The organism is Burkholderia sp. WTPI3 (assembly GCF_021483755.1).
Lineage (GTDB): Bacteria > Pseudomonadota > Gammaproteobacteria > Burkholderiales > Burkholderiaceae > Burkholderia.
This window is the reverse complement of the sequence record NZ_JAGIXF010000017.1, coordinates 94,540-112,669: the sequence shown is the minus strand read 5'-3', so window position 1 is coordinate 112,669 and position 18,130 is coordinate 94,540. Positions and strand designations below refer to the sequence as shown.

The window sequence follows — 18,130 nt, the reverse complement described above, 5'->3', positions numbered from 1 at the left end:
GGCCTTTCCAGGCGTGACGGTCGATTGGGCCGTGGACGAGTCGTGCGCCGAAGTCGTGCGCTGGCACCCGGGCGTGAGCCACGTGCTCTGTGCGCCGCTGCGGCAGTTCAAGAAGTGCCGCAGCCGCGGCGATCTGAAGGCGATTTCGGCATCGATCGGGGCGCTGCGCGCGCACCGGTACGACGCGGTCATCGATCTGCACGGCGTTTACAAGAGCGCGATCATTTCGGCGTTCGCACGGGCCGCACGCCGGGTCGGGTATCAGACGCAGGACCTCGGCGAGACGGGCGCGCGTTTCGCGTATTCGCATCGCTTCGGCCCGCGCCCGAACTGCGACGCGTGGCACGGCATGCGTGTCAGCGCCGGCGAGGCGCTGGGATATGTCCCCGAAGGCATCGCCGCATACGGCATCGTTGCGCCGCAGGACGCGAGCCTGCCGGCCGCCGTGACCGACGGCGCGCCGTTCATGCTGCTGTTTCATGCGACGTCCAATCCGGACAAGAAATGGCCGCGGGATCATTGGGCCGCGCTGGCCATGCAGATGATGGCGCGCGGCGTGCGCGTGCTGGTGCCGTGGGGCTCGGCCGCCGAACACGACGACGCCCAGGACATCGTCGCACGTGCCCCGGGCGCGGTCGTGCTGCCCGCGATGTCGGTGCGCGAACTGGGCGCGGCGATCGGCCGGGCCGCGCTCGTGGTGGGGGTCGATACCGGATTCGTGCATATGGCGCACGCGCTGCAGCGGCCGACCGTGATGATTTTCGTCGCGACGTCTCGCCACCACTGCGGCATCGGCGGCGCGCCGAATGCGCTGTCGATCGGCGAACCAGGCACGGTGCCGTCCGTTGCGCAGGCGCTGGACGCAATCGATGCGGTCGGTCCGGCCTACGGGGTGCGCCCCGTCGCGCTGACGGCCTGACGAAACCGCAGTGCCGGTTCAGGCCAGCAGCACCTCGACCGTGATGACCGCGGCGATGGCGGCCACGTTCGCCAGCAGTGCCTCGAACAGCAGGCCGCGCCAGGTTTTCGGCCGGAAGCGCAGCGCAAGCAACAGCGCGCCACCCAGCGCGAGCGCGAGGATCAGGACGAGGTCGGCGTTGTCGAGGCGGATATTCATCGCGGCGACTCCTTTGGGAAGGGATCCAGGGGGCGCATGGCAGCGGCCCCTGGATCGAGTATAAGCAGCGCCGGCCGCCGCACAACCCGGGGCGTCCCCGACGCTCAGACCAGCGACGAGTCGCGGGTTTCGCGCATCAGCAGCACGCCGATCAGGCTGATTGCCGCCGCCACCGACACGTAGCCGCCCACCCACGACAATCCGCCGCGCGCGGCCAGCAGTTGCGCGATGTACGGCGCGATCGACGCGCCGAGGATCCCGCCGAGGTTGTACGCGACGCCCGCGCCCGTATAGCGGACGTTGGTCGGGAACAGTTCTGGCAGCAGCGCGCCCATCGGCGCGAACGTCACGCCCATCAGGAACAACTCCAGCGTCAGGAACAGCGCGACGAGCGGCATCGAGCCGCTGCCGAGCAGCGGTTCCATCGCGAAACCGGACAGCAGCGCGGCGATTGCACCCGCCACCAGCACCGGCTTGCGGCCGAAGCGGTCGGAGGCCCAGGCCGACAGCGGCGTCGCGAGTCCCATGAACACGACGGCGAGACACAGCAGGCCGAGGAAGCTCTGGCGCGGAATATGCAGCGCAGAGACGCCGTACGACAGCGAGAACACTGTCGAGATATAGAACAGCGTGTAGCAGACGACCATCGCGAGCGCGCCGAGCAGCGTCGGCTGCCAGTGTTGCGAGATGAGCGTCGCGACCGGCACGCGTACGCGTTCGTTGCGATCGAGCGCGGCCTGGAAGGCGGGCGTCTCGGTGATCTTCAGCCGCACGTACAGGCCCAGCGCGACGAGCACCGCGCTGACGAGGAACGGGATGCGCCAGCCCCAGTTGCGGAATTGATCGTCGGACAACGACAGCGCGAGCGCGAAGAACAGCCCGTTCGACATCAGGAAGCCGACCGACGGCCCCAGTTGCGGGAACATGCCGAACCAGCCGCGCTTGCCTTGCGGCGCGTGCTCGGTCGCGAGCAGCGCCGCGCCGCCCCATTCGCCGCCGAGGCCGATCCCCTGGCCGAAGCGCAACACGCACAGCAGCACCGGTGCGAGCGCGCCGATCGTGTCGTAGCCCGGCACGAAGCCGATCGCGGTGGTCGATACGCCCATCACCAGCAGCGATGCGACGAGCGTCGATTTGCGGCCGATGCGGTCGCCGAAGTGGCCGAACAGGAACGAGCCGATCGGTCGCGCGACGAACGCGATGCCGAACGTGACGAACGCCGACAGTGCCTGCGCGGTCGCGGAACCGTGCGGGAAGAACACGGGGCCGATGACGAGTGCCGCAGCGGTTGCGTAGACGTAGAAATCGTAGAACTCGATCGCGGTGCCGATGAAGCTCGCGAACACGATGCGCCGGTGGCTGACGGCGCCGGCCGAACCGGTTGCGTGCGCAACGGTCGGGGGGGATGCGGACATGGAAGTCTCCGTTTTGTCGTTGGGGCGGTCGGCTGATGCGCTCGAGCAGGCGGAGCGCCCGCCGGGAGCAGCCGAACGGATGAAGCGGTGGCGGCGTGGACGCGCGCCGTGGCGCGGACGTCACCCGCCGGTTGACGATGGAGACGGATAGGTCGCCCCGCCCGGTGCCGGCGTGGTCGGTTCGCTTGCCGGGTGCGGCGTGCGAACGCGCGCGCGGCAGGATGGCCGCGCGATTGCGCAAAATTATAGCCAGCGCCGCTGCATAGCGGCAATCGTGGGCGGGCGAGGGGTCAGTCGAGCGACTGCGCCTGCGCCGACGCCGTACTCTGCAACTGGAACCGGCCGTCGTCGTTGAAGAGCCAGCCTTCCATCATCTCGATCCGGCCGTTGCCGTCGAGCAGTTTCGACGGCGGTGGCGGCAGCGGTGCCGAGCGTCGCAGCGATGCGAGCGCGAGCGCTTCGGCTTCGCTGTCGCCATTGCTGCGATAGACGGACGCGTTGACGAGGCGGCCGCTTCGGTCGACGGTGAACGAGACGACGACGAGCGAGCGCAGCATTGCCTGTGGCGTCCCGTGCGACATGCCGGACGGATTGCGCTCGGCGACGCGCTGCGCGACTTCCACGCGATACTGGTCGATGCTCGCGCTGCGGGTAACCGACGGGATCGTCAGGATCGAGTGCAGCGATGGCGGTGTAATCGTGCAAGCGGCAAGCATGGCTGCGGCGACCAGGACGGCGACACGCGGCCGGTCGATGTTCGGACGGGGAAGTGGGCGCATGGGACGATCGCCGGCGGGTGACTATAAAAAAATGATAGGCGCGCGGACGCTGCGCGATATCGGGAGAAACGCATAACGCCCGACGGGTAACGTCGCGATCGCTGATGACGACGCTGCCCGGCGCAGCCGGCGTGCGCGGGAATGTGATGCGACATATGACGATGCGGGCCGACGCGCACCGTCGATGCATACATGCGGTCGGCCCCGTCAGTAGCCGTGCGTCACGAGTGCGAGCACCGACAGGTCGGGATGCGTGCCGTCGATGATGCTCTTGCCGAGGTGCACGGCTTCGTGGACAGCTTCGTCGATGCTCGCGAAGCTTTCCTCGCCGTCCGCGTGGAACGGCACCGCATGCCCGGGCAGCGCGGGATTCGCGCCCGGATGGCATACGTAGCCGGTGTAGGTGTAGCGCGTGTCGCTGCCGGGGGCTGTGCCCGGCATGACATGAATCTCGAAACCTTCGTAATCGACGTGTTCCGTCGGGGTCGACAGTTCGGTCATGGCGATCTCCGTGTGCCGCATGCACGGATGGCGCGAGCGGCATCGAGTACGCGGCGGCGGTCGTGTCGCCGTGCTGATCGAATTCTAGGCGATGGCGGCGCGGCCCGTGAGGCTTGCGCGCATCGCCTGCGGCAACGCCGAGCGTGCTGTGTCGTGCCTTACCGCGTGCAGCGTGCGTCCTTGCGCTGCACGACAAGGATCACGGGATACTTCTCGCCGTGATCGAGCTCCACCGGTGCGACGACGGTGAGCGTCGTCGGATCGGAATCGTCGTACACGCTGACCTGTTCATTGCGGATATAGGTCACGCCGGTGCAGTTCGACGCGCGCCCGTCATCCGACACCTTGCACTGGATCTCGTTGTCTTTCAGGTAGTTGTACGGCGCCGAGCTCGCGAGGTATTCGCGCAGGCTGCGCGGCGAGCCGCCGACGCCCTTCACGTACGCGATCGCGCACGACGGCGTTTGCGCGTCGCTGGCGGCCGCAGTATCGGCCGCGGTCGCATGCATGCTCGCGGCAGCCAGCAGGGCGACGAGCGACGAGGCGATGTAGGACTTCATGGCGGGGTTTCCCGTTTCGCGAATCGGAGCGCCGAATTGTAACGGCATCCGGCGGGGCGCGTCGGAACGCAGGGGGAGGGATGCGCGCGGGCAAACAAAAACCCCGTCATTCGATGAATGGACGGGGTTTGGCGAACTGCTTGGCGGAAGCGGTGAGATTCGAACTCACGGACAGTTTCCCGTCGCCGGTTTTCAAGACCGGTGCCTTAAACCGCTCGGCCACGCTTCCACACGAGGCGGCATTGTAACCGAAATGCCGCCTCGTTTTTTCTTCAATCGTCGCGCAGGAACAATTCCTGCAGGTCGTTGAGGAAACGCTGGCCGAGCGGGGTCGGTGCGATCTGCGCGAAATCGCGCGTGATCAGCCCGCGTCGTTCCGCTTCCTGCAGCGCCGGCTCGATCGTGCCGACCGGCAACCCGGTGCGCTCGACGAAGCTGTGGACGGGGAAGCCCTCGACGAGCCGCAGCGTGTTCAGCATGAACTCGAACGGCAGGTCGCGTGCGCCCACCTCACGCTCTTCCTGCACCGGCGTGCCGGCCATCGCCTGTTCGATGAAAGTCGCCGGATGCTTGTAGCGTGCCTGCCGCAGGATCCGGTTCGGGAACGACAGCTTCGTGTGCGCGCCCGCGCCGATCCCGAGATAGTCGCCGAAGCGCCAGTAGTTCAGGTTGTGCTTGCACTGATGATTCGGCTTCGCGTAAGCGGACACCTCGTAGCGTTCATAGCCGGCCTCCGCCGTGCGCGCATGGATCCACTCCTGCATGTCGGCCGATGCGTCGTCGTCGGGCACGGTCGGCGGAAACTTCGCGAACAGCGTGTTCGGTTCGAGCGTCAGGTGATACAGCGACAGATGCGACGGCGCGAACGACAGCGCGGTCTCGATGTCGGTCCGGCACTCGTCGAGCGTCTGGTCCGGCAGCGCGAACATCAGGTCGAGGTTGAAGTTGTCGAACGTCTTCGCGGCGATCTCGACGGCCGCGCGCGCCTGCGCGGTGTCGTGAATGCGGCCGAGCGCCTTCAGATGGGCCTCGTTGAAGCTCTGGATGCCGACCGACAGGCGGTTCACGCCGCTCGCGCGGAACTGCGCGAACTTCGCGGCTTCGAACGTGCCCGGGTTCGCCTCGAGCGTGATCTCGGCGTCGGCATCGAGCGGCAGCAGCGCGCGCACGTCCGACAGCAGTCGGTCGAGGCCGGCGGCCGACAGCAGGCTCGGGGTCCCGCCGCCGATGAACACCGTGTGCACCTGCCGCCCCCAGACGAGCGGCAGCGCCTGCTCGAGGTCGGCGCGCAGCGCGTCGAGATACTCGGTTTCCGGAAACCGCTCGCCTTTCCATTCGTGCGAGTTGAAGTCGCAGTATGGGCACTTGCGCACGCACCACGGGAAATGCACGTACAGCGCGAGCGGCGGTAGCGACGTGAGCCGCACCTGCCCGGGCGACGTGAATGTCGCGACGACGCGCGCGCCGGTTTCTGCGGCCTGGCTCATGCGGCCTCCGGCAGCGAATGCGTGACGAAGACGGTCATGCTGGTTCCTCTGCGAGCCGCGCGAGCAGCGCCTTCAGCGCGAGCGCGCGGTGGCTGTGCGTGTTCTTGACGGCAGGCTCGAGTTCGGCCGCCGTCGCGCCGAGCGCCGGCAGGTAGAAATACGGGTCGTAGCCGAATCCGTGTTCGCCGTGCGGCGTGTCGACGATCTCGCCCGTCCAGCGCCCTTCGGCGAACAGCGGCTCGGGATCGTCCACGTGGCGCACGAGCGCGAGCACGCAGCAATAGTATGCGCGTCGATCCTCGACGCCGCGCAACTGCTCGACGAGGTACGCATTGTTCGCCGCGTCGCCCTTGTCGCGGCCCGCGCGCTGCGCGTAGCGTGCCGAATAGACGCCCGGTGCGCCGCGCAGCGCGCGCACGCACAGGCCCGAATCGTCGGCGATCGCCGGCAGGCCGGTGAGGCGCGACGCATGGCGCGCTTTCGTCAGCGCATTCTCGATGAACGTGCCGAACGGCTCTTCCGCCTCGGGCACGGCCAGGTCGCCCTGCGGCACGATCTCGATGCCGACCGTCGAGAACAGCGCTGTGAATTCGCGCAGCTTGCCGGCGTTGTTCGACGCGAGCACGATGCGCGACAACGGCGCGACGGTGCGATCGTCAGACATGGGCGGCGCCCAGCACGTCTTTCTGCAGCTGCACGAGCTGGCCGATTCCGCCTTGCGCGAGGTCGAGCAGCGCGTTCATCTCGGCGCGCGAGAATGGCACGCCTTCGGCGGTGCCCTGGACTTCGACGAAGCCGCCGGCGCCCGTCATCACGACGTTCATGTCGGTGTCGCAGCGCGAATCTTCCGCGTAATCGAGATCGAGCACGGGGGCGCCTTCGTACACGCCGACCGAAATCGCGGCGACGTGGTCGGTGATTGGCGAGCGCGCGAGCTTGCCGGCGGCGATCAGCTTCGACACGGCGTCGTGCGCGGCGACGAACGCGCCGGTGATGCTCGCCGTGCGCGTGCCGCCGTCGGCCTGGATCACGTCGCAGTCGATGTGGATCGTGCGCGGGCCGAGCGCTTCCAGATCGAACACCGCGCGCAGCGCGCGGCCGATCAGGCGCTGAATTTCCTGCGTACGGCCCGTCTGCTTGCCGCGCGCGGCTTCGCGGTCGCTGCGCGTGTGCGTCGCGCGCGGCAGCATCCCGTATTCCGCCGTCAGCCAGCCTTGCCCGCGATCGCGCAGGAATTCGGGCACGCGCTCGGCGACGCTCGCGGTGCAGATCACCTTGGTGTCGCCGAATTCGACCAGCACGGAGCCTTCGGCGTGTTTCGTGTAATGGCGCGTGAGGGCGACCTTGCGCAGTTCGTCGGCGCGACGGCCGCTCGGGCGGGAAAGGGAAGACGTCATGGGGAAATGGTGGACGGAGGAGGAAACCCCGATTCTAGCGCCGAACGGCATCCGTGCCCGGCGGGGTGGAGCGCAAAAATGGGATAATGCGCGCTTCCCGCCCCGCGCCTTGCGACGCGCCGGGCGCCTCGACATATTCCGCCCGCAAGGGCATCCAGACGGCGAGACGAACCATGATCTACAGCATGACGGGCTATGCGAGCGCGACGCGCGAACTCGTGACGGCTACCGGCAACGGCGGCACCAGCGTGTCGGTCGAACTGCGTACCGTGAACTCGCGCTTCCTCGACCTGAATTTCCGCATGCCGGACGACGTGCGCGCGTGCGAGCCCGCGCTGCGCGAAATGCTGATGAACAAGCTGTCGCGCGGCAAGGTCGACGTGCGCATCAACCTGCAGCGCGGCGAGCAGAGCATCGGCGCGGGTGCGCTGAACCAGTCGGCGCTCGGCCAGCTCGCCGAGCTCGAGCGCTCGGTGCTCGATTTGTTCCCGGGCGTCGGCCGCCTGCGCGCAGGCGAGATCCTGCGCTGGCCGGGCGTGCTCGCCGAGAGCGGCGTGTCGGCGGAAGCGATCCGCGACGCGGTGCTCGCGTGCGGCAAGGAAGCGATCGGCGAGCTCGTCGTCGTGCGTTCGCGCGAAGGCGCGCAACTGGCGACGATGCTGCTGTCGAACGTCACCGAAATGGAAGCGATCGTCGCGCGCATCACGCCGCTCGTGCCGGAACTGATCGCGAAGCATCAGCAGAAGATCGTCGAGCGGCTGCAGGAAGCGCTCGGCATCGCGGCACCCGAAGGCAGCGCGCCGATCGTCACGCGTGAGGAAGCCGCGGAACGCATTCGTCAGGAAGTGACGATGTACGGCATCCGGATCGACATCGCGGAAGAGCTGTCGCGACTCACCGCGCACCTGAACGAAACGCGTCACGTGATCGAGAAGGGCGGCCGCGTCGGCAAGCGTCTCGACTTCATGATGCAGGAACTGAATCGCGAAGCAAACACGCTCGGCTCGAAGGCGGCGGCGAAGGAACTGGCCGACGCATCGATGGCGCTCAAGCTGTTGATCGAGCAGATGCGTGAGCAAGTGCAAAACCTGGAGTAAAAGAGATGCAACAACCCCCACGCTCACTACGTTCGCTGCCCTCCGAGGGGGCGGTCGGCCTCCTTGGGACGGCCCGGCGGAGGCTGACATGACCGAATCCACTCGCGACGCGTACGCGTCGCATTCGCTGCACAGCGGCGTCTATCCCGGCAACCTGTTCATGGTCATCGCACCGTCGGGCGCCGGCAAGTCGACGCTCGTGAACGCGCTGTTGTCGAAGGACAGCGACATCTGCCTGTCGATTTCGTACACGACGCGCAAGCCGCGCCCGGGCGAGCAGGACGGCCAGCACTATCATTTCACGACCGTCGAGGATTTCCGCGCCCGTCACGCCGCGCACGAATTCCTGGAAAGCGCGGAAGTGCATGGCAACTACTACGGCACGTCGCGCGTCTGGATCGAAGAGCAGATGATGAACGGCCACGACGTGCTGCTCGAGATCGACTGGCAGGGCGCGCAGCAGGTGAAGAAGCAGTTCCGCAACGCGGTCGGCATCTTCATTCTGCCGCCGTCGCTCGATGCGCTCGAGGAGCGTCTGAAGAAGCGCGGCCAGGACGAACCGAACGTGATCACGCGACGCCTGCTCGCCGCAGGCAGCGAGATAGCGCACGCATCCGAAGCGGAATACGTCGTGATCAACGAGAATTTCGATCGCGCGCTGTCCGAGCTCGAGTGCATCGTTGCGGCGACGCGCCTGCGCTTTGCTTCGCAGTACGCGCGACACACGGAGCTGTTCATCGAGCTCGGTATCCATCTGCCCCACGCGGAATGACGCGGGGGCAGAGGGACATAAGGTAGAATAAGGACTATATTCAGAAGGAATTACCAACATGGCTCGCATTACCGTCGAAGACTGCCTGAAGCAAATCCCCAATCGCTTCGAACTGGCGCTTGCCGCCACCTACCGCGCGCGGCAGCTCGCGCAAGGCCATACGCCGAAGATCGAAAGCCGCGACAAGCCGACCGTCGTCGCGCTGCGCGAGATCGCGTCCGGCCAGGTCGGTGTGGAAATGCTGAAGAAGGTGCCGGTGTAACGCGCATCCGGCCCGTTCCAGCCATGTAATCCACGCGCGCAACGACTCGACCTGGAGGCGAATATGAGCACCACCCCATCGTCCGCCTCCGCGGATTCGACCACCGAAGCCACGGCCCAGTCGCCTGCGCGCCAGTACATCGACGCGGTCCTCGAACAGTCCTTCCGGCATCTGTTCGGGCCGACCGCCACGCCGGAGCAGCCGCGCAAGCACGGCGTCGTTTCGATCGCGAAACTGACGACCGCGCTTGCCGAGTATCTCCCTCCGGAAGAAATCAAAGAGGTCAAGGCGGCGTTCCACTTCAGCGACGAAGCCCACCTCGGTCAATATCGCCAGAGCGGCGAACCCTACATCACCCATCCCGTCGCCGTCGCGGAAATCTGCGCCGGCTGGAAGCTCGACGCGCAAGCCGTGATGGCCGCGCTGCTGCACGACGTGATGGAAGACCAGGGGGTGACCAAGAGCGAGCTGGCCGAACGGTTCGGCCCGAAGGTCGCCGAACTGGTCGACGGCCTGTCGAAGCTCGACAAGATGGAGTTCCGCAGTCGCGAGGAAGCGCAGGCGGAGAACTTCCGCAAGATGCTGCTTGCGATGGCACGCGACGTGCGCGTCATCCTCGTCAAGCTCGCCGACCGCCTGCACAACATGCGCACGCTCGGTGCGGTGCCGATGGAGAAGCGCCGCCGCGTCGCGCGCGAGACGCTCGACATCTATGCGCCGATCGCGCACCGCCTCGGGTTGAACAACACGTATCGCGAGTTGCAGGACATGAGCTTCGCGAATTTCAACCCGCATCGTTACGCGACGCTCGAGAAGGCCGTGAAGGCCGCACGCGGCAACCGCCGCGAAGTGATCAGCAAGATCCTCGAGGCCGCGCAGCGCGCGATGACCGACGCGAAGATCGGCGCCGAGATCACCGGTCGCGAAAAGACGATCTACAGCATCTATCGCAAGATGCGCGACAAGCAGTTGTCGTTCTCGCAGGTGCTCGACGTGTATGGCTTTCGCGTCGTCGTCGAGAGCCCGCTCGACTGCTATACGTGCATCGGCGCGCTGCACGCGCTGTACAAGCCCGTGCCGGGCAAGTTCAAGGACTACATCGCGATCCCGAAGATCAACGGCTATCAGTCGCTGCACACTACGCTCGTCGGCCCGTTCGGCGCGCCGATCGAATTCCAGGTGCGCACGCGCAAGATGCACGAGATCGCCGAGGCTGGCGTGGCCGCGCACTGGCTGTACAAGAACGGTGGTGCGGATCTGAACGACGTGCAGAAGCGCGCACACCAGTGGCTGAAGTCGCTGCTCGATATCCAGAGCGAAGCCGGCGATTCGAGCGAATTCCTCGAGCACGTGAAGATCGACCTGTTTCCGGATGCGGTCTACGTGTTCACGCCGAAGTCGAAGATCATGGCGCTGCCGCGCGGTGCGACGGCACTCGATTTCGCGTATTCGATCCACAGCGATCTCGGCAACCAGTGCGTCGCGGTGAAGATCAACAACGAGTTGCTGCCGCTTCGTACCGAGTTGAAGAGCGGCGATATCGTCGAGGTGATTACCGCGCCGTATTCGAAGCCGAACCCGGCATGGCTCGGGTTCGTGCGTACCGGCAAGGCGCGCTCGGCGATTCGTCACTACCTGAAGACGATGCGCCTGAACGAGTCCGTGCAGCTCGGCGAGCGGCTCGTCGACCAGAGCCTGAAGGGTTACGGGCTCGCGCTGGCCGATGTCGCGCCGGAAGTGTGGGAAAAGCTCGTGCAGTGGACGGGCAACAAGAGCCGCCAGGAAATCTTCGCGGACATCGGCCTCGGCCGTCGCGTCGCCGCAGTGATGGCCAAGCGCATCGAGGTGCTGATGAGCGGTCGCGATGCGGACGACGACCTGCCGAAGTCCGAGCGCCATCCTGCGCACAATGCGCCGCCGGTCGTCATTACCGGCACGGAAGGGATGTCCGTGCAGCTGTCGGCATGCTGCCGGCCGATTCCGGGCGACGCGATCATGGGCTATATCGGCATCGGCCTCGGGATGGCGATTCATACGACCGATTGCCGTGTCGCGCAGCGTATCCATCGCCGCGATCCGGGGCGTTGGATCGACGTCGAGTGGGCGCCGCAGCCGGGCCGTTTGTTCGACGTCACCGTGAAGGCGCTGGTGAAGAACACGAAGGGCATCTTCGCGCGTGTCGCGGCGGACATCACGTCGGCCGACGCGAACATCGTGCATATCGCGATGGACGAAGACCTGACGCACGAATCGACGGTGCTGCGCTTCGTGATCCAGGTCAGCGATCGCGTGCATCTGGCGAACGTGATGCGGCGCGTACGGACCAATCCGGACGTGATGCGGATCATGCGCGAGCGGTCGACCGACGACAGCGTGCATGCGCGTCACGACGGCGGCATGCGCATCGAGCGGGAGCGGCAGGATTACTGACGCGACGCGAAGCGTTGCAGCGGAAGACAACGGCGGCCACGGGTCGCCGTTTTCGTCTGTGATATGCGATGAAGTGGATTCGTGCCGCGGCAGTCCGTTGCGTCGAGCGGGAGGCGGCAGTGAGCGGGCAGGAAAAGGGGGGAGAAAAGAAAAAAGGGCCTTCCCGGAGGAAGGCCCTTCTGAGGTGGCGCGGCTGGCAGGATTCGAACCCACGACCCCTTGGTTCGTAGCCAAGTACTCTATCCAACTGAGCTACAGCCGCACGCAAAGCGGTACTACTTCAACTGTCGGAACCTTCTGCGATGGGAAGGTCCCCAAAAAAGTGGCGCGGCTGGCAGGATTCGAACCCACGACCCCTTGGTTCGTAGCCAAGTACTCTATCCAACTGAGCTACAGCCGCACGCAACAACAAAACTTCTACTGCTTTGAACTGAAAGGGCCTTCGGTTCGGAAGGCCCTCGAAAAAAGTGGCGCGGCTGGCAGGATTCGAACCCACGACCCCTTGGTTCGTAGCCAAGTACTCTATCCAACTGAGCTACAGCCGCACGCAGAAGCGGAAGTATAGCAGGGTTGTATAAAAAAGGAAGCCTTATTCGCAAAATATGTCACCTGATCCTGCGGGGCTGCCTTCGTGTACCCTTGAAGCATCAGTCATCCATGTATTGAATCTGCATCATGAACAAGGCGTTTGTCAAAGAGTCGGACGGCGACGACGACGATCTGGACCCGAGTCAGCCCGCGATTCCCGCGGGCGCGAAGAACTACATCACGCCGGCTGGTCACAAGCGGCTCAGGGACGAACTGCTGAACCTCATCGACGTCGAGCGTCCCGAGGTCGTGCGGCTCGTGTCATGGGCTGCGTCGAATGGCGACCGGTCGGAGAACGGCGACTACATCTATGGCAAGCGGCGGCTTCGCGAGATTGACCGCCGCATCCGCTTCCTGACGAAGCGGCTCGATCTCGCCGAAGTCGTCGACGCGAGCCGGCAGGAGAGCGTCGACCAGGTGTTCTTCGGCGCGACCGTCGATTACGCGACGCCCGATGGTGAAGATCACACGATCACGATCGTCGGGATCGACGAGGTCGATCTCGATCGCGGTTGCGTCAGCTGGATTTCGCCGGTTGCGCGCGCGCTCATCAAGGCGAAGATCGGCGACACCGTCACGCTGATGACGCCGGCGGGGCCGCAGCCGATCGACGTGCTCGACGTTCGCTATCCCGCGCGAAGCGACGCCTGAGCGTACGGTCGGCATAACGGTGCCGGGGCGCATCGCGTCATAGAAACGAAAAGCGCCCCGGGCAGGGCGCTTCGCCATGGCGGTCCAGGCCGAACGGTTGCGGCGATCGTTCAGAAGCGGTGGCGCATGCCGGCCGTGACGGCGATCTGCTTGTTGGTCGACGATGCGGTGCCGAGCCCGTTGATGTTCGCGCCGATCGCGAGGCCGTCCGCATTCACCCGCTGGTATTCGCCCTGCAGGTACAGGTCGGTGCGCTTCGACAGCGCGTAGTCGGCTTGCAGGTTGAACTGGTGCCAGCTCGGTGTCTGGCCGTCGAGGCGGCTGTCGGTGTACGTGTACGAGCTTGCCAGCGAGAACGCCGGCGTCAGCGCGTAGCGGCCGTTGATTTCGTAGTTGTTGAAGCGCGTGCCGCCGACGAGCGGGATGCCGTTCGACACCCCGGATTGTCCGGCGCTGATGCCGGACGAATCGGACAGCCGCGTCTGCGTGAACACGAATCCGGCCGTCGCGGGCCCGAACGCGTAATTGAAGCCGGCGCCCCACGTGCGCTGACGGCTCGCGGCGAACGTCCAGTCGCCGGCCACCGCGCCGGGATCGCTGGTCGCGAGCGCCAGCGAGTTGATGTCGTTGTTCAACTGCATGTACGCGGCCGCGACGTTGAAGCCCATGAAGCTGTACGATGCGCCAACGCTGTACGCCCGGTTGTTCGAGAAGTCGCTCGAGTTCGAGAAGCCGTACAGCGCGCCGAACTTCAGGCCGCCGTAGTTCGCGCTCTGGTACTTGACTGCGTTGTTGATCCGGAACGAGTTGTTCAGGTTGTCGTTGTCGAACGGATGCGCGAACTGCGTGCCGCCGTACTGGGTGCCGGTCAGCGACAGCGGGCCTAGGAAGTCGACGACGCTGTCGTATTGGCGCCCGAGCGTGAGCGAGCCGTAGCTGTCATGCGCAAGGCCGACGAACGCCTGGCGGCCGAACTCGCGGCCGTTCTGCTTGAGGGTGCCGTTGTTGATGCCGAAGCCGTTTTCCAGCGTGAAGATCGCCTTCAGGCCGCCGCCGAGATCCTCGGTGCCGCGCAGGCCCCATCGGCTGCCGTTGATCGAGCCGCTCGTCTCCTGCCACGCACTGTGACCACCCTGGTTGTTCGTATAGGTGATGCCCGCGTCGATCAGGCCGTACAGCGTGACGCTGCTTTGCGCATGCGCGGCGGTGGCGCACACGCCCGCCAATGCGGTGACGATCAGGGTCTTCTTCATGATCTGTCTCCAAACAGGATGATGTCGATCGAGCCTGCTGCGGGCATTGGCGCCGGCGCAGCCTGGCGAAGCCGGATGCGCAGGGGTCGGCTGCCCTTGTCGGATATTCATTTGCAGTGTACGGATCGCGCGGAACGCAGACGAAAATCGCTTCGGGCAATACTGTATTTTGAATCGCGCAAGAATCGGTGGGAGCGCCGAAAGCCTTGCCGGTCAAGGCTTTGCGGTGATGCGGCAAGAGGAAATGGCAATCAGGCGTGCGTCGCGCACGTTGCGCGATCGCGACAAGCGATCACGACCGGGCGCAAATAGCGCTGGTCCGATTATTGACACATCGGCAATAGAGGTTTGTGCGAGCCATGGATAATGAAAGGATGTTCTCTCGCTATACTGCGATCTCTGCTTTCCGAAGCAGACTTTTTCGTTGACGGAAAAGATCTCCAAACCTTTGTCGGCGCGACTTCCCAGTCGCGCTTTTTTTTTGCCCCGCCGTTCCGGTTCCTACTGCGCGTATGAGCGCCGCTTGCGCTTGGCGGTCGGCTCCGTATCGTCGGAGTCGGCCTGCAGCGGCGTGTACGTCCAGTCTTCCATCACGTAGTGGCGCGCATCCAGCGGCGACGCGAGCAGGTTCTGCCAGTGGTCGCCATGCCAGGTCGGATCGAACTCGGTGTCGCACGGCGCTTCACGTGCGGACTCGGCCAGCGCGCGGGACTTGCGACGTACGCGCCCAAGCCGGCTCGCGAAGCGCTTGATTGCGTCCAGCCACATGACCGTCTCCTTCTGTCAGCATTGCATCAGCATCGCAACGTCCCACGTTTTCCGCAACCCGGAAAAAACCCGAGGATTTTACCGAATCGATTTGTCCCCGGTAGGTTTTTCACGCCCCTGATTATCTACGATCTGATCCCGGTAACATTGACAGGTTTTCGATGCGAATCAATTAATAAAAGACGACGGTGTACCGATTCCGGTCGAATTGATGTTTTTTTGATAAAGCCGTCGCCAAAAATTTTCTTGACGCATCCGGATTGTCCAATTTATAAAGTCAGCACTCCGTCCCCGTGCGGAGCGCTGGTGGGGGTATCGGCGCGATGATGCGGGATTGCGGGAAGCGGCTATAAACGGTAGCTTTTTTTGATCTAAACGAGTGGGGAACGAAGGTATGGATACCGGTATCGTAAAATGGTTTAACGATGCTAAAGGTTTCGGTTTTATTACGTCCGACAATGGCGGCGAAGATTTGTTTGCGCACTTCTCCGAAATCCGGATGGAAGGTTTCAAAACGCTGAAGGAAAACCAGCGTGTTTCCTTCGATGTGAAAGTCGGGCCGAAAGGCAAGCAGGCAGCGAATATCCAGGCGGTCTGACGCGCCACGCATTGTCGACACATCCGGCCCCCGCATCGCGGGGGCTTTTTGCTTTTGCAGAGAGGAATCCGGCCGGCTGGCCGCCCGGTGCCCGGTTCGTGCTGGTCGCGAACCCGCATGCCGGTGCATACTCATGGAAGCATCGTTTTCCTGTCTTTTCATGTCCGATTTCCGTCCGTCCGATCCCGCCAGCGAACAGCCGCTCGTCTTCGTCGATCTTGAAACCACCGGTGGCTCGTCCGCCGAGCACCGCATTACCGAAATCGGCGTGGTCGAAATCGGGCCGCTCGGCGTATCGACGTGGACAACCCTCGTCAATCCCGGGCAGTCGATTCCGCCGTTCATCCAGCAGTTGACGGGTATTTCGGACGAGATGGTGCGCGACGCCCCGTCGTTCGCCTCACTCGCACCCGCACTGTTCGAGCGGCTCGACGGCAAGCTGTTCGTCGCGCACAACGCAAGCTTCGATCGCGGCTTCCTGCGCGCGGAATTCGAGCGCGTGGGCATTGCGTTCAATCCCGACGTGCTGTGCACGGTGCGGTTGTCGCGCGCGCTGTTTCCGCGCGAGTCGCGGCACGGGCTCGATGCGCTGATCGAACGGCACGGCCTCGTTCCCGCCGCACGGCACCGGGCACTCGCCGACGCCGATCTCCTGTGGCAGTTCTGGCGGCAGTTGCACGAGATCGTGCCGCTCGAGCGTCTGCGCGACCAGATCGCGCGCACGACACGCCACTTCCGCCTCGGCGGCGACCTGACCGAAGCGTGGCTCGATACCGCGCCGGCCGGATGCGGCGCGTATGCGTTGTTCGGAGAGGGCGACGCGGCGCTTTACGTCGGCCGCAGCGTGCGCGTGCGCCAGCGCCTGCGTGCGCTGCTCACGGGCGAGCGGCGGTCGTCGAAGGAAATGCGGCTGGCGCAGCAGGTGCGCCGCGTCGAGTGGCGCGAGACCGGCAACGAGCTGGGTGCGATGCTCGCCGAAGCGCAGTGGATCGCACGGCTGCGGCCGTCGTTCAACCGTCGGCCGGCGACGGACGCCGGCCGGGCGGGCAATGCGCCCTGGCCGTTCGACGGCCCGGTTGCATTCGAAGCGAGCGGCGAGCGTCGTTTCTTTCATGTGATAGACGGCTGGCGCTACCTTGGCGTGGCCGAATCGCTCGATGCGGCCGTGCAACTGGTGGCCGAGGGCGCGGACGGCCCGTTCGAGCCCCATACTCATCGTCTGCTGCAGACCCAACTCGCGCGCGGCCTGCAACTGATTCCGCTCGCGACGCTCACGCCTGCCGACTGAGCGCTGCGCACTGCGGTGCCGTGGTCGAGCGTCGTCAGCCGATCGCGCTGGCGCCGCCGCCGGCGCACACGTGCGACAGCGCGGTGCCGAGCGCCTGCGTCTTGGTCGAGTCGTAGCGGGTGAGCGTTTTCCAGTTCGCGATGCTGCGCGCGAGCCGTGCCTGGCAATCGGGTGCGTCGCGCAGCGGCGCGACCTGCGCGAGGCCCGCCAGCATCTTCTGCGTCAGCTGGTCGAGCGCCGGCCGCGTGCTGGTCGCGAGGTCGGGCGGCGTGCCTTCGGGCGGTCGTGTCGCGCGCCACGTTGCGAACAGCGCGTCCTGCACCTCCTTGCTCGCGGCGATCTGGTCCTCGAAGAACGTCCGTGCGAACGCCGGATCCACGCCGCTCTGTCCTGCACGCTTTTCCACCGATGACAGCAATGCCGCTTCGCGCGGCCGGTCCTCGATTGCCTTATGATTTGCCCATTTCCATCGCGCGACCGGCTCGGCAAGCGCGAGCCGCTGCGATGCGAGTGCGACGAGGTTGGTGAGTGCGGTGTCGTCGCCGTCCGCATGGGCGACGTGCGGGGACGAGAAGAGGGCGACGCCGAGCGCGGCGACAGCGAGGCTGGCACGAATGGCTTGCTTCATCGGTACGGTCGGGAGAGCCGGGAAGGCCCGAGGGGTAAAACGAGAAGGATAGACGAAGACAGTCGCGCGGCGGAGCGTCGCGACAGAAGAATCAGCGGGCGAGCTGATCCGGCACCGTCAGGTCGTTGCAACCCGGGTGCGATGTGATCTGCGCCGAAAACGCAGCGATGAACCGCACGATATCGATCGACACGTGGCGGTTACAGAACGGAACGTAGGTTCACTTCGGCGAGTACAGCTTGTGCTGCTCGTCGAAGAATGCCCGGACGTGCTCGGGCAATTCGGCGAGGAATTCCACGCCGACGGGTTCCGGATCCGGGCTCATCACTTGCTCGGGCGGGGGCATGCGAGTTGGTCTTTCGTCCATGGTCATTTCTCCAGCAGGTTCAATGATTATCAACCTCGGCCTTGGATTTATGCCAGTGGCGAATCGTTAGATTTTGTCTCTGTTGTATTAACGGCACATGCGCTGCTGCACGCCGTGCAATGCCGACTATTGCACTCGGCAGAATCGGCAACAATCGGTCGCTTGTTATACT

Annotated in this window: 20 protein-coding genes and 4 tRNA genes; 8 read left to right on the top strand and 16 right to left on the bottom strand. The window is 65.1% G+C overall.

Going from position 1 to position 18,130, the window contains the following annotated elements; all coding sequences use genetic code 11:
- Positions 1–919: lipopolysaccharide heptosyltransferase I (gene waaC, locus J7024_RS12120; RefSeq protein ID WP_234745094.1), on the top strand; the 919-nt coding region annotated here is incomplete at its 5' end.
- A gap of 18 nt (positions 920–937) precedes the next feature.
- Here the strand turns inward: waaC and J7024_RS12115 are convergent.
- From J7024_RS12115 to rph, 9 genes are all read right to left on the bottom strand, one after another.
- Entirely contained in the window at positions 938–1,117 is a 180-nt protein-coding gene (locus J7024_RS12115) for a hypothetical protein (protein WP_098549462.1), read from the bottom strand.
- A gap of 104 nt (positions 1,118–1,221) precedes the next feature.
- Positions 1,222–2,532 (bottom strand): MFS transporter, encoded by a 1,311-nt coding sequence (locus J7024_RS12110; RefSeq protein WP_124827977.1) that lies wholly within the window; start codon positions 2,530–2,532, stop codon positions 1,222–1,224.
- A 290-nt stretch (positions 2,533–2,822) separates the two neighbouring features.
- Positions 2,823–3,311 carry an energy transducer TonB family protein gene (locus tag J7024_RS12105; RefSeq protein ID WP_124827976.1) on the bottom strand — a complete coding sequence of 163 codons (489 nt, stop codon included), beginning with the start codon at positions 3,309–3,311 and terminating at the stop codon, positions 2,823–2,825.
- Positions 3,312–3,518: 207 nt separating this feature from the next.
- Positions 3,519–3,812, bottom strand: coding sequence for a hypothetical protein (locus J7024_RS12100; protein ID WP_175796312.1), 294 nt, complete (start codon positions 3,810–3,812; stop codon positions 3,519–3,521).
- Between the two features lie 158 nt (positions 3,813–3,970).
- Entirely contained in the window at positions 3,971–4,372 is a 402-nt protein-coding gene (locus J7024_RS12095; protein ID WP_124827974.1) for a hypothetical protein, read from the bottom strand.
- Between the two features lie 141 nt (positions 4,373–4,513).
- Positions 4,514–4,601 (bottom strand) — tRNA-Ser (locus J7024_RS12090).
- Between the two features lie 43 nt (positions 4,602–4,644).
- Positions 4,645–5,859 carry a radical SAM family heme chaperone HemW gene (gene hemW, locus J7024_RS12085; protein WP_124827973.1) on the bottom strand — a complete coding sequence of 405 codons (1,215 nt, stop codon included), beginning with the start codon at positions 5,857–5,859 and terminating at the stop codon, positions 4,645–4,647.
- A 34-nt stretch (positions 5,860–5,893) separates the two neighbouring features.
- Positions 5,894–6,523, bottom strand: coding sequence for an RdgB/HAM1 family non-canonical purine NTP pyrophosphatase (gene rdgB, locus J7024_RS12080; protein WP_124827972.1), 630 nt, complete (start codon positions 6,521–6,523; stop codon positions 5,894–5,896).
- Positions 6,516–7,256 carry a ribonuclease PH gene (gene rph / locus J7024_RS12075; RefSeq protein ID WP_124827971.1) on the bottom strand — a complete coding sequence of 247 codons (741 nt, stop codon included), beginning with the start codon at positions 7,254–7,256 and terminating at the stop codon, positions 6,516–6,518. Before rph ends, rdgB begins: the two co-directional genes overlap by 8 nt.
- A 173-nt stretch (positions 7,257–7,429) precedes the next feature.
- Here rph and J7024_RS12070 point away from each other — a divergent pair, with 173 nt between their 5' ends.
- The 4 genes from J7024_RS12070 to J7024_RS12055 all read left to right on the top strand — a co-directional run bounded on the left by J7024_RS12070 (position 7,430) and on the right by J7024_RS12055 (position 11,817).
- Complete coding sequence (locus J7024_RS12070; RefSeq protein WP_234745093.1) at positions 7,430–8,353, top strand: YicC/YloC family endoribonuclease; 924 nt, start codon at positions 7,430–7,432, stop codon at positions 8,351–8,353.
- A gap of 88 nt (positions 8,354–8,441) precedes the next feature.
- Positions 8,442–9,125, top strand: a complete 684-nt coding sequence (gene gmk / locus J7024_RS12065; protein ID WP_124827970.1) for a guanylate kinase — start codon at positions 8,442–8,444, stop codon at positions 9,123–9,125.
- A gap of 58 nt (positions 9,126–9,183) precedes the next feature.
- Positions 9,184–9,387: a DNA-directed RNA polymerase subunit omega gene (gene rpoZ, locus J7024_RS12060; RefSeq protein ID WP_044848533.1), complete on the top strand. Its 204-nt coding sequence runs from the start codon at positions 9,184–9,186 to the stop codon at positions 9,385–9,387.
- Positions 9,388–9,450: 63 nt separating this feature from the next.
- Positions 9,451–11,817 (top strand): RelA/SpoT family protein, encoded by a 2,367-nt coding sequence (locus tag J7024_RS12055; RefSeq protein ID WP_124827969.1) that lies wholly within the window; start codon positions 9,451–9,453, stop codon positions 11,815–11,817.
- Positions 11,818–12,002: 185 nt separating this feature from the next.
- On the opposite strand, the gene J7024_RS12050 is transcribed toward J7024_RS12055, so the two are convergent.
- The 3 genes from J7024_RS12050 to J7024_RS12040 form a co-directional block, all read right to left on the bottom strand.
- Positions 12,003–12,079, bottom strand: a tRNA-Arg gene (locus tag J7024_RS12050).
- A gap of 61 nt (positions 12,080–12,140) precedes the next feature.
- A tRNA-Arg gene (locus tag J7024_RS12045) sits at positions 12,141–12,217 on the bottom strand.
- 68 nt (positions 12,218–12,285) lie between these two features.
- A tRNA-Arg gene (locus J7024_RS12040) sits at positions 12,286–12,362 on the bottom strand.
- A 130-nt stretch (positions 12,363–12,492) separates the two neighbouring features.
- Here J7024_RS12040 and greB point away from each other — a divergent pair.
- Positions 12,493–13,056 carry a transcription elongation factor GreB gene (gene greB / locus J7024_RS12035; RefSeq protein WP_124827968.1) on the top strand — a complete coding sequence of 188 codons (564 nt, stop codon included), beginning with the start codon at positions 12,493–12,495 and terminating at the stop codon, positions 13,054–13,056.
- 110 nt (positions 13,057–13,166) lie between these two features.
- Here greB and J7024_RS12030 read toward each other — a convergent pair whose 3' ends face one another.
- Both J7024_RS12030 and J7024_RS12025 read right to left on the bottom strand, forming a co-directional pair.
- On the bottom strand, positions 13,167–14,309 hold the full coding sequence (locus tag J7024_RS12030; protein ID WP_124827967.1) for a porin: 1,143 nt from the start codon (positions 14,307–14,309) through the stop codon (positions 13,167–13,169).
- A gap of 501 nt (positions 14,310–14,810) precedes the next feature.
- Positions 14,811–15,077 (bottom strand): hypothetical protein, encoded by a 267-nt coding sequence (locus tag J7024_RS12025; RefSeq protein ID WP_124827966.1) that lies wholly within the window; start codon positions 15,075–15,077, stop codon positions 14,811–14,813.
- A gap of 394 nt (positions 15,078–15,471) precedes the next feature.
- Here J7024_RS12025 and J7024_RS12020 point away from each other — a divergent pair, with 394 nt between their 5' ends.
- The gene (locus J7024_RS12020; RefSeq protein WP_059499959.1) at positions 15,472–15,675 is read left to right on the top strand and encodes a cold-shock protein; all 204 of its coding nucleotides are present in this window, start codon (positions 15,472–15,474) and stop codon (positions 15,673–15,675) included.
- Positions 15,676–15,835: 160 nt separating this feature from the next.
- Positions 15,836–16,963 (top strand): exonuclease domain-containing protein, encoded by a 1,128-nt coding sequence (locus tag J7024_RS12015; RefSeq protein ID WP_124827965.1) that lies wholly within the window; start codon positions 15,836–15,838, stop codon positions 16,961–16,963.
- 34 nt (positions 16,964–16,997) lie between these two features.
- Here J7024_RS12015 and J7024_RS12010 read toward each other — a convergent pair whose 3' ends face one another.
- Both J7024_RS12010 and J7024_RS12005 read right to left on the bottom strand, forming a co-directional pair.
- Positions 16,998–17,591 carry a chorismate mutase gene (locus J7024_RS12010; protein ID WP_124827964.1) on the bottom strand — a complete coding sequence of 198 codons (594 nt, stop codon included), beginning with the start codon at positions 17,589–17,591 and terminating at the stop codon, positions 16,998–17,000.
- A 220-nt stretch (positions 17,592–17,811) separates the two neighbouring features.
- Positions 17,812–17,958 carry a hypothetical protein gene (locus tag J7024_RS12005; RefSeq protein WP_009690993.1) on the bottom strand — a complete coding sequence of 49 codons (147 nt, stop codon included), beginning with the start codon at positions 17,956–17,958 and terminating at the stop codon, positions 17,812–17,814.
- Positions 17,959–18,130: the final 172 nt, after the last annotated feature.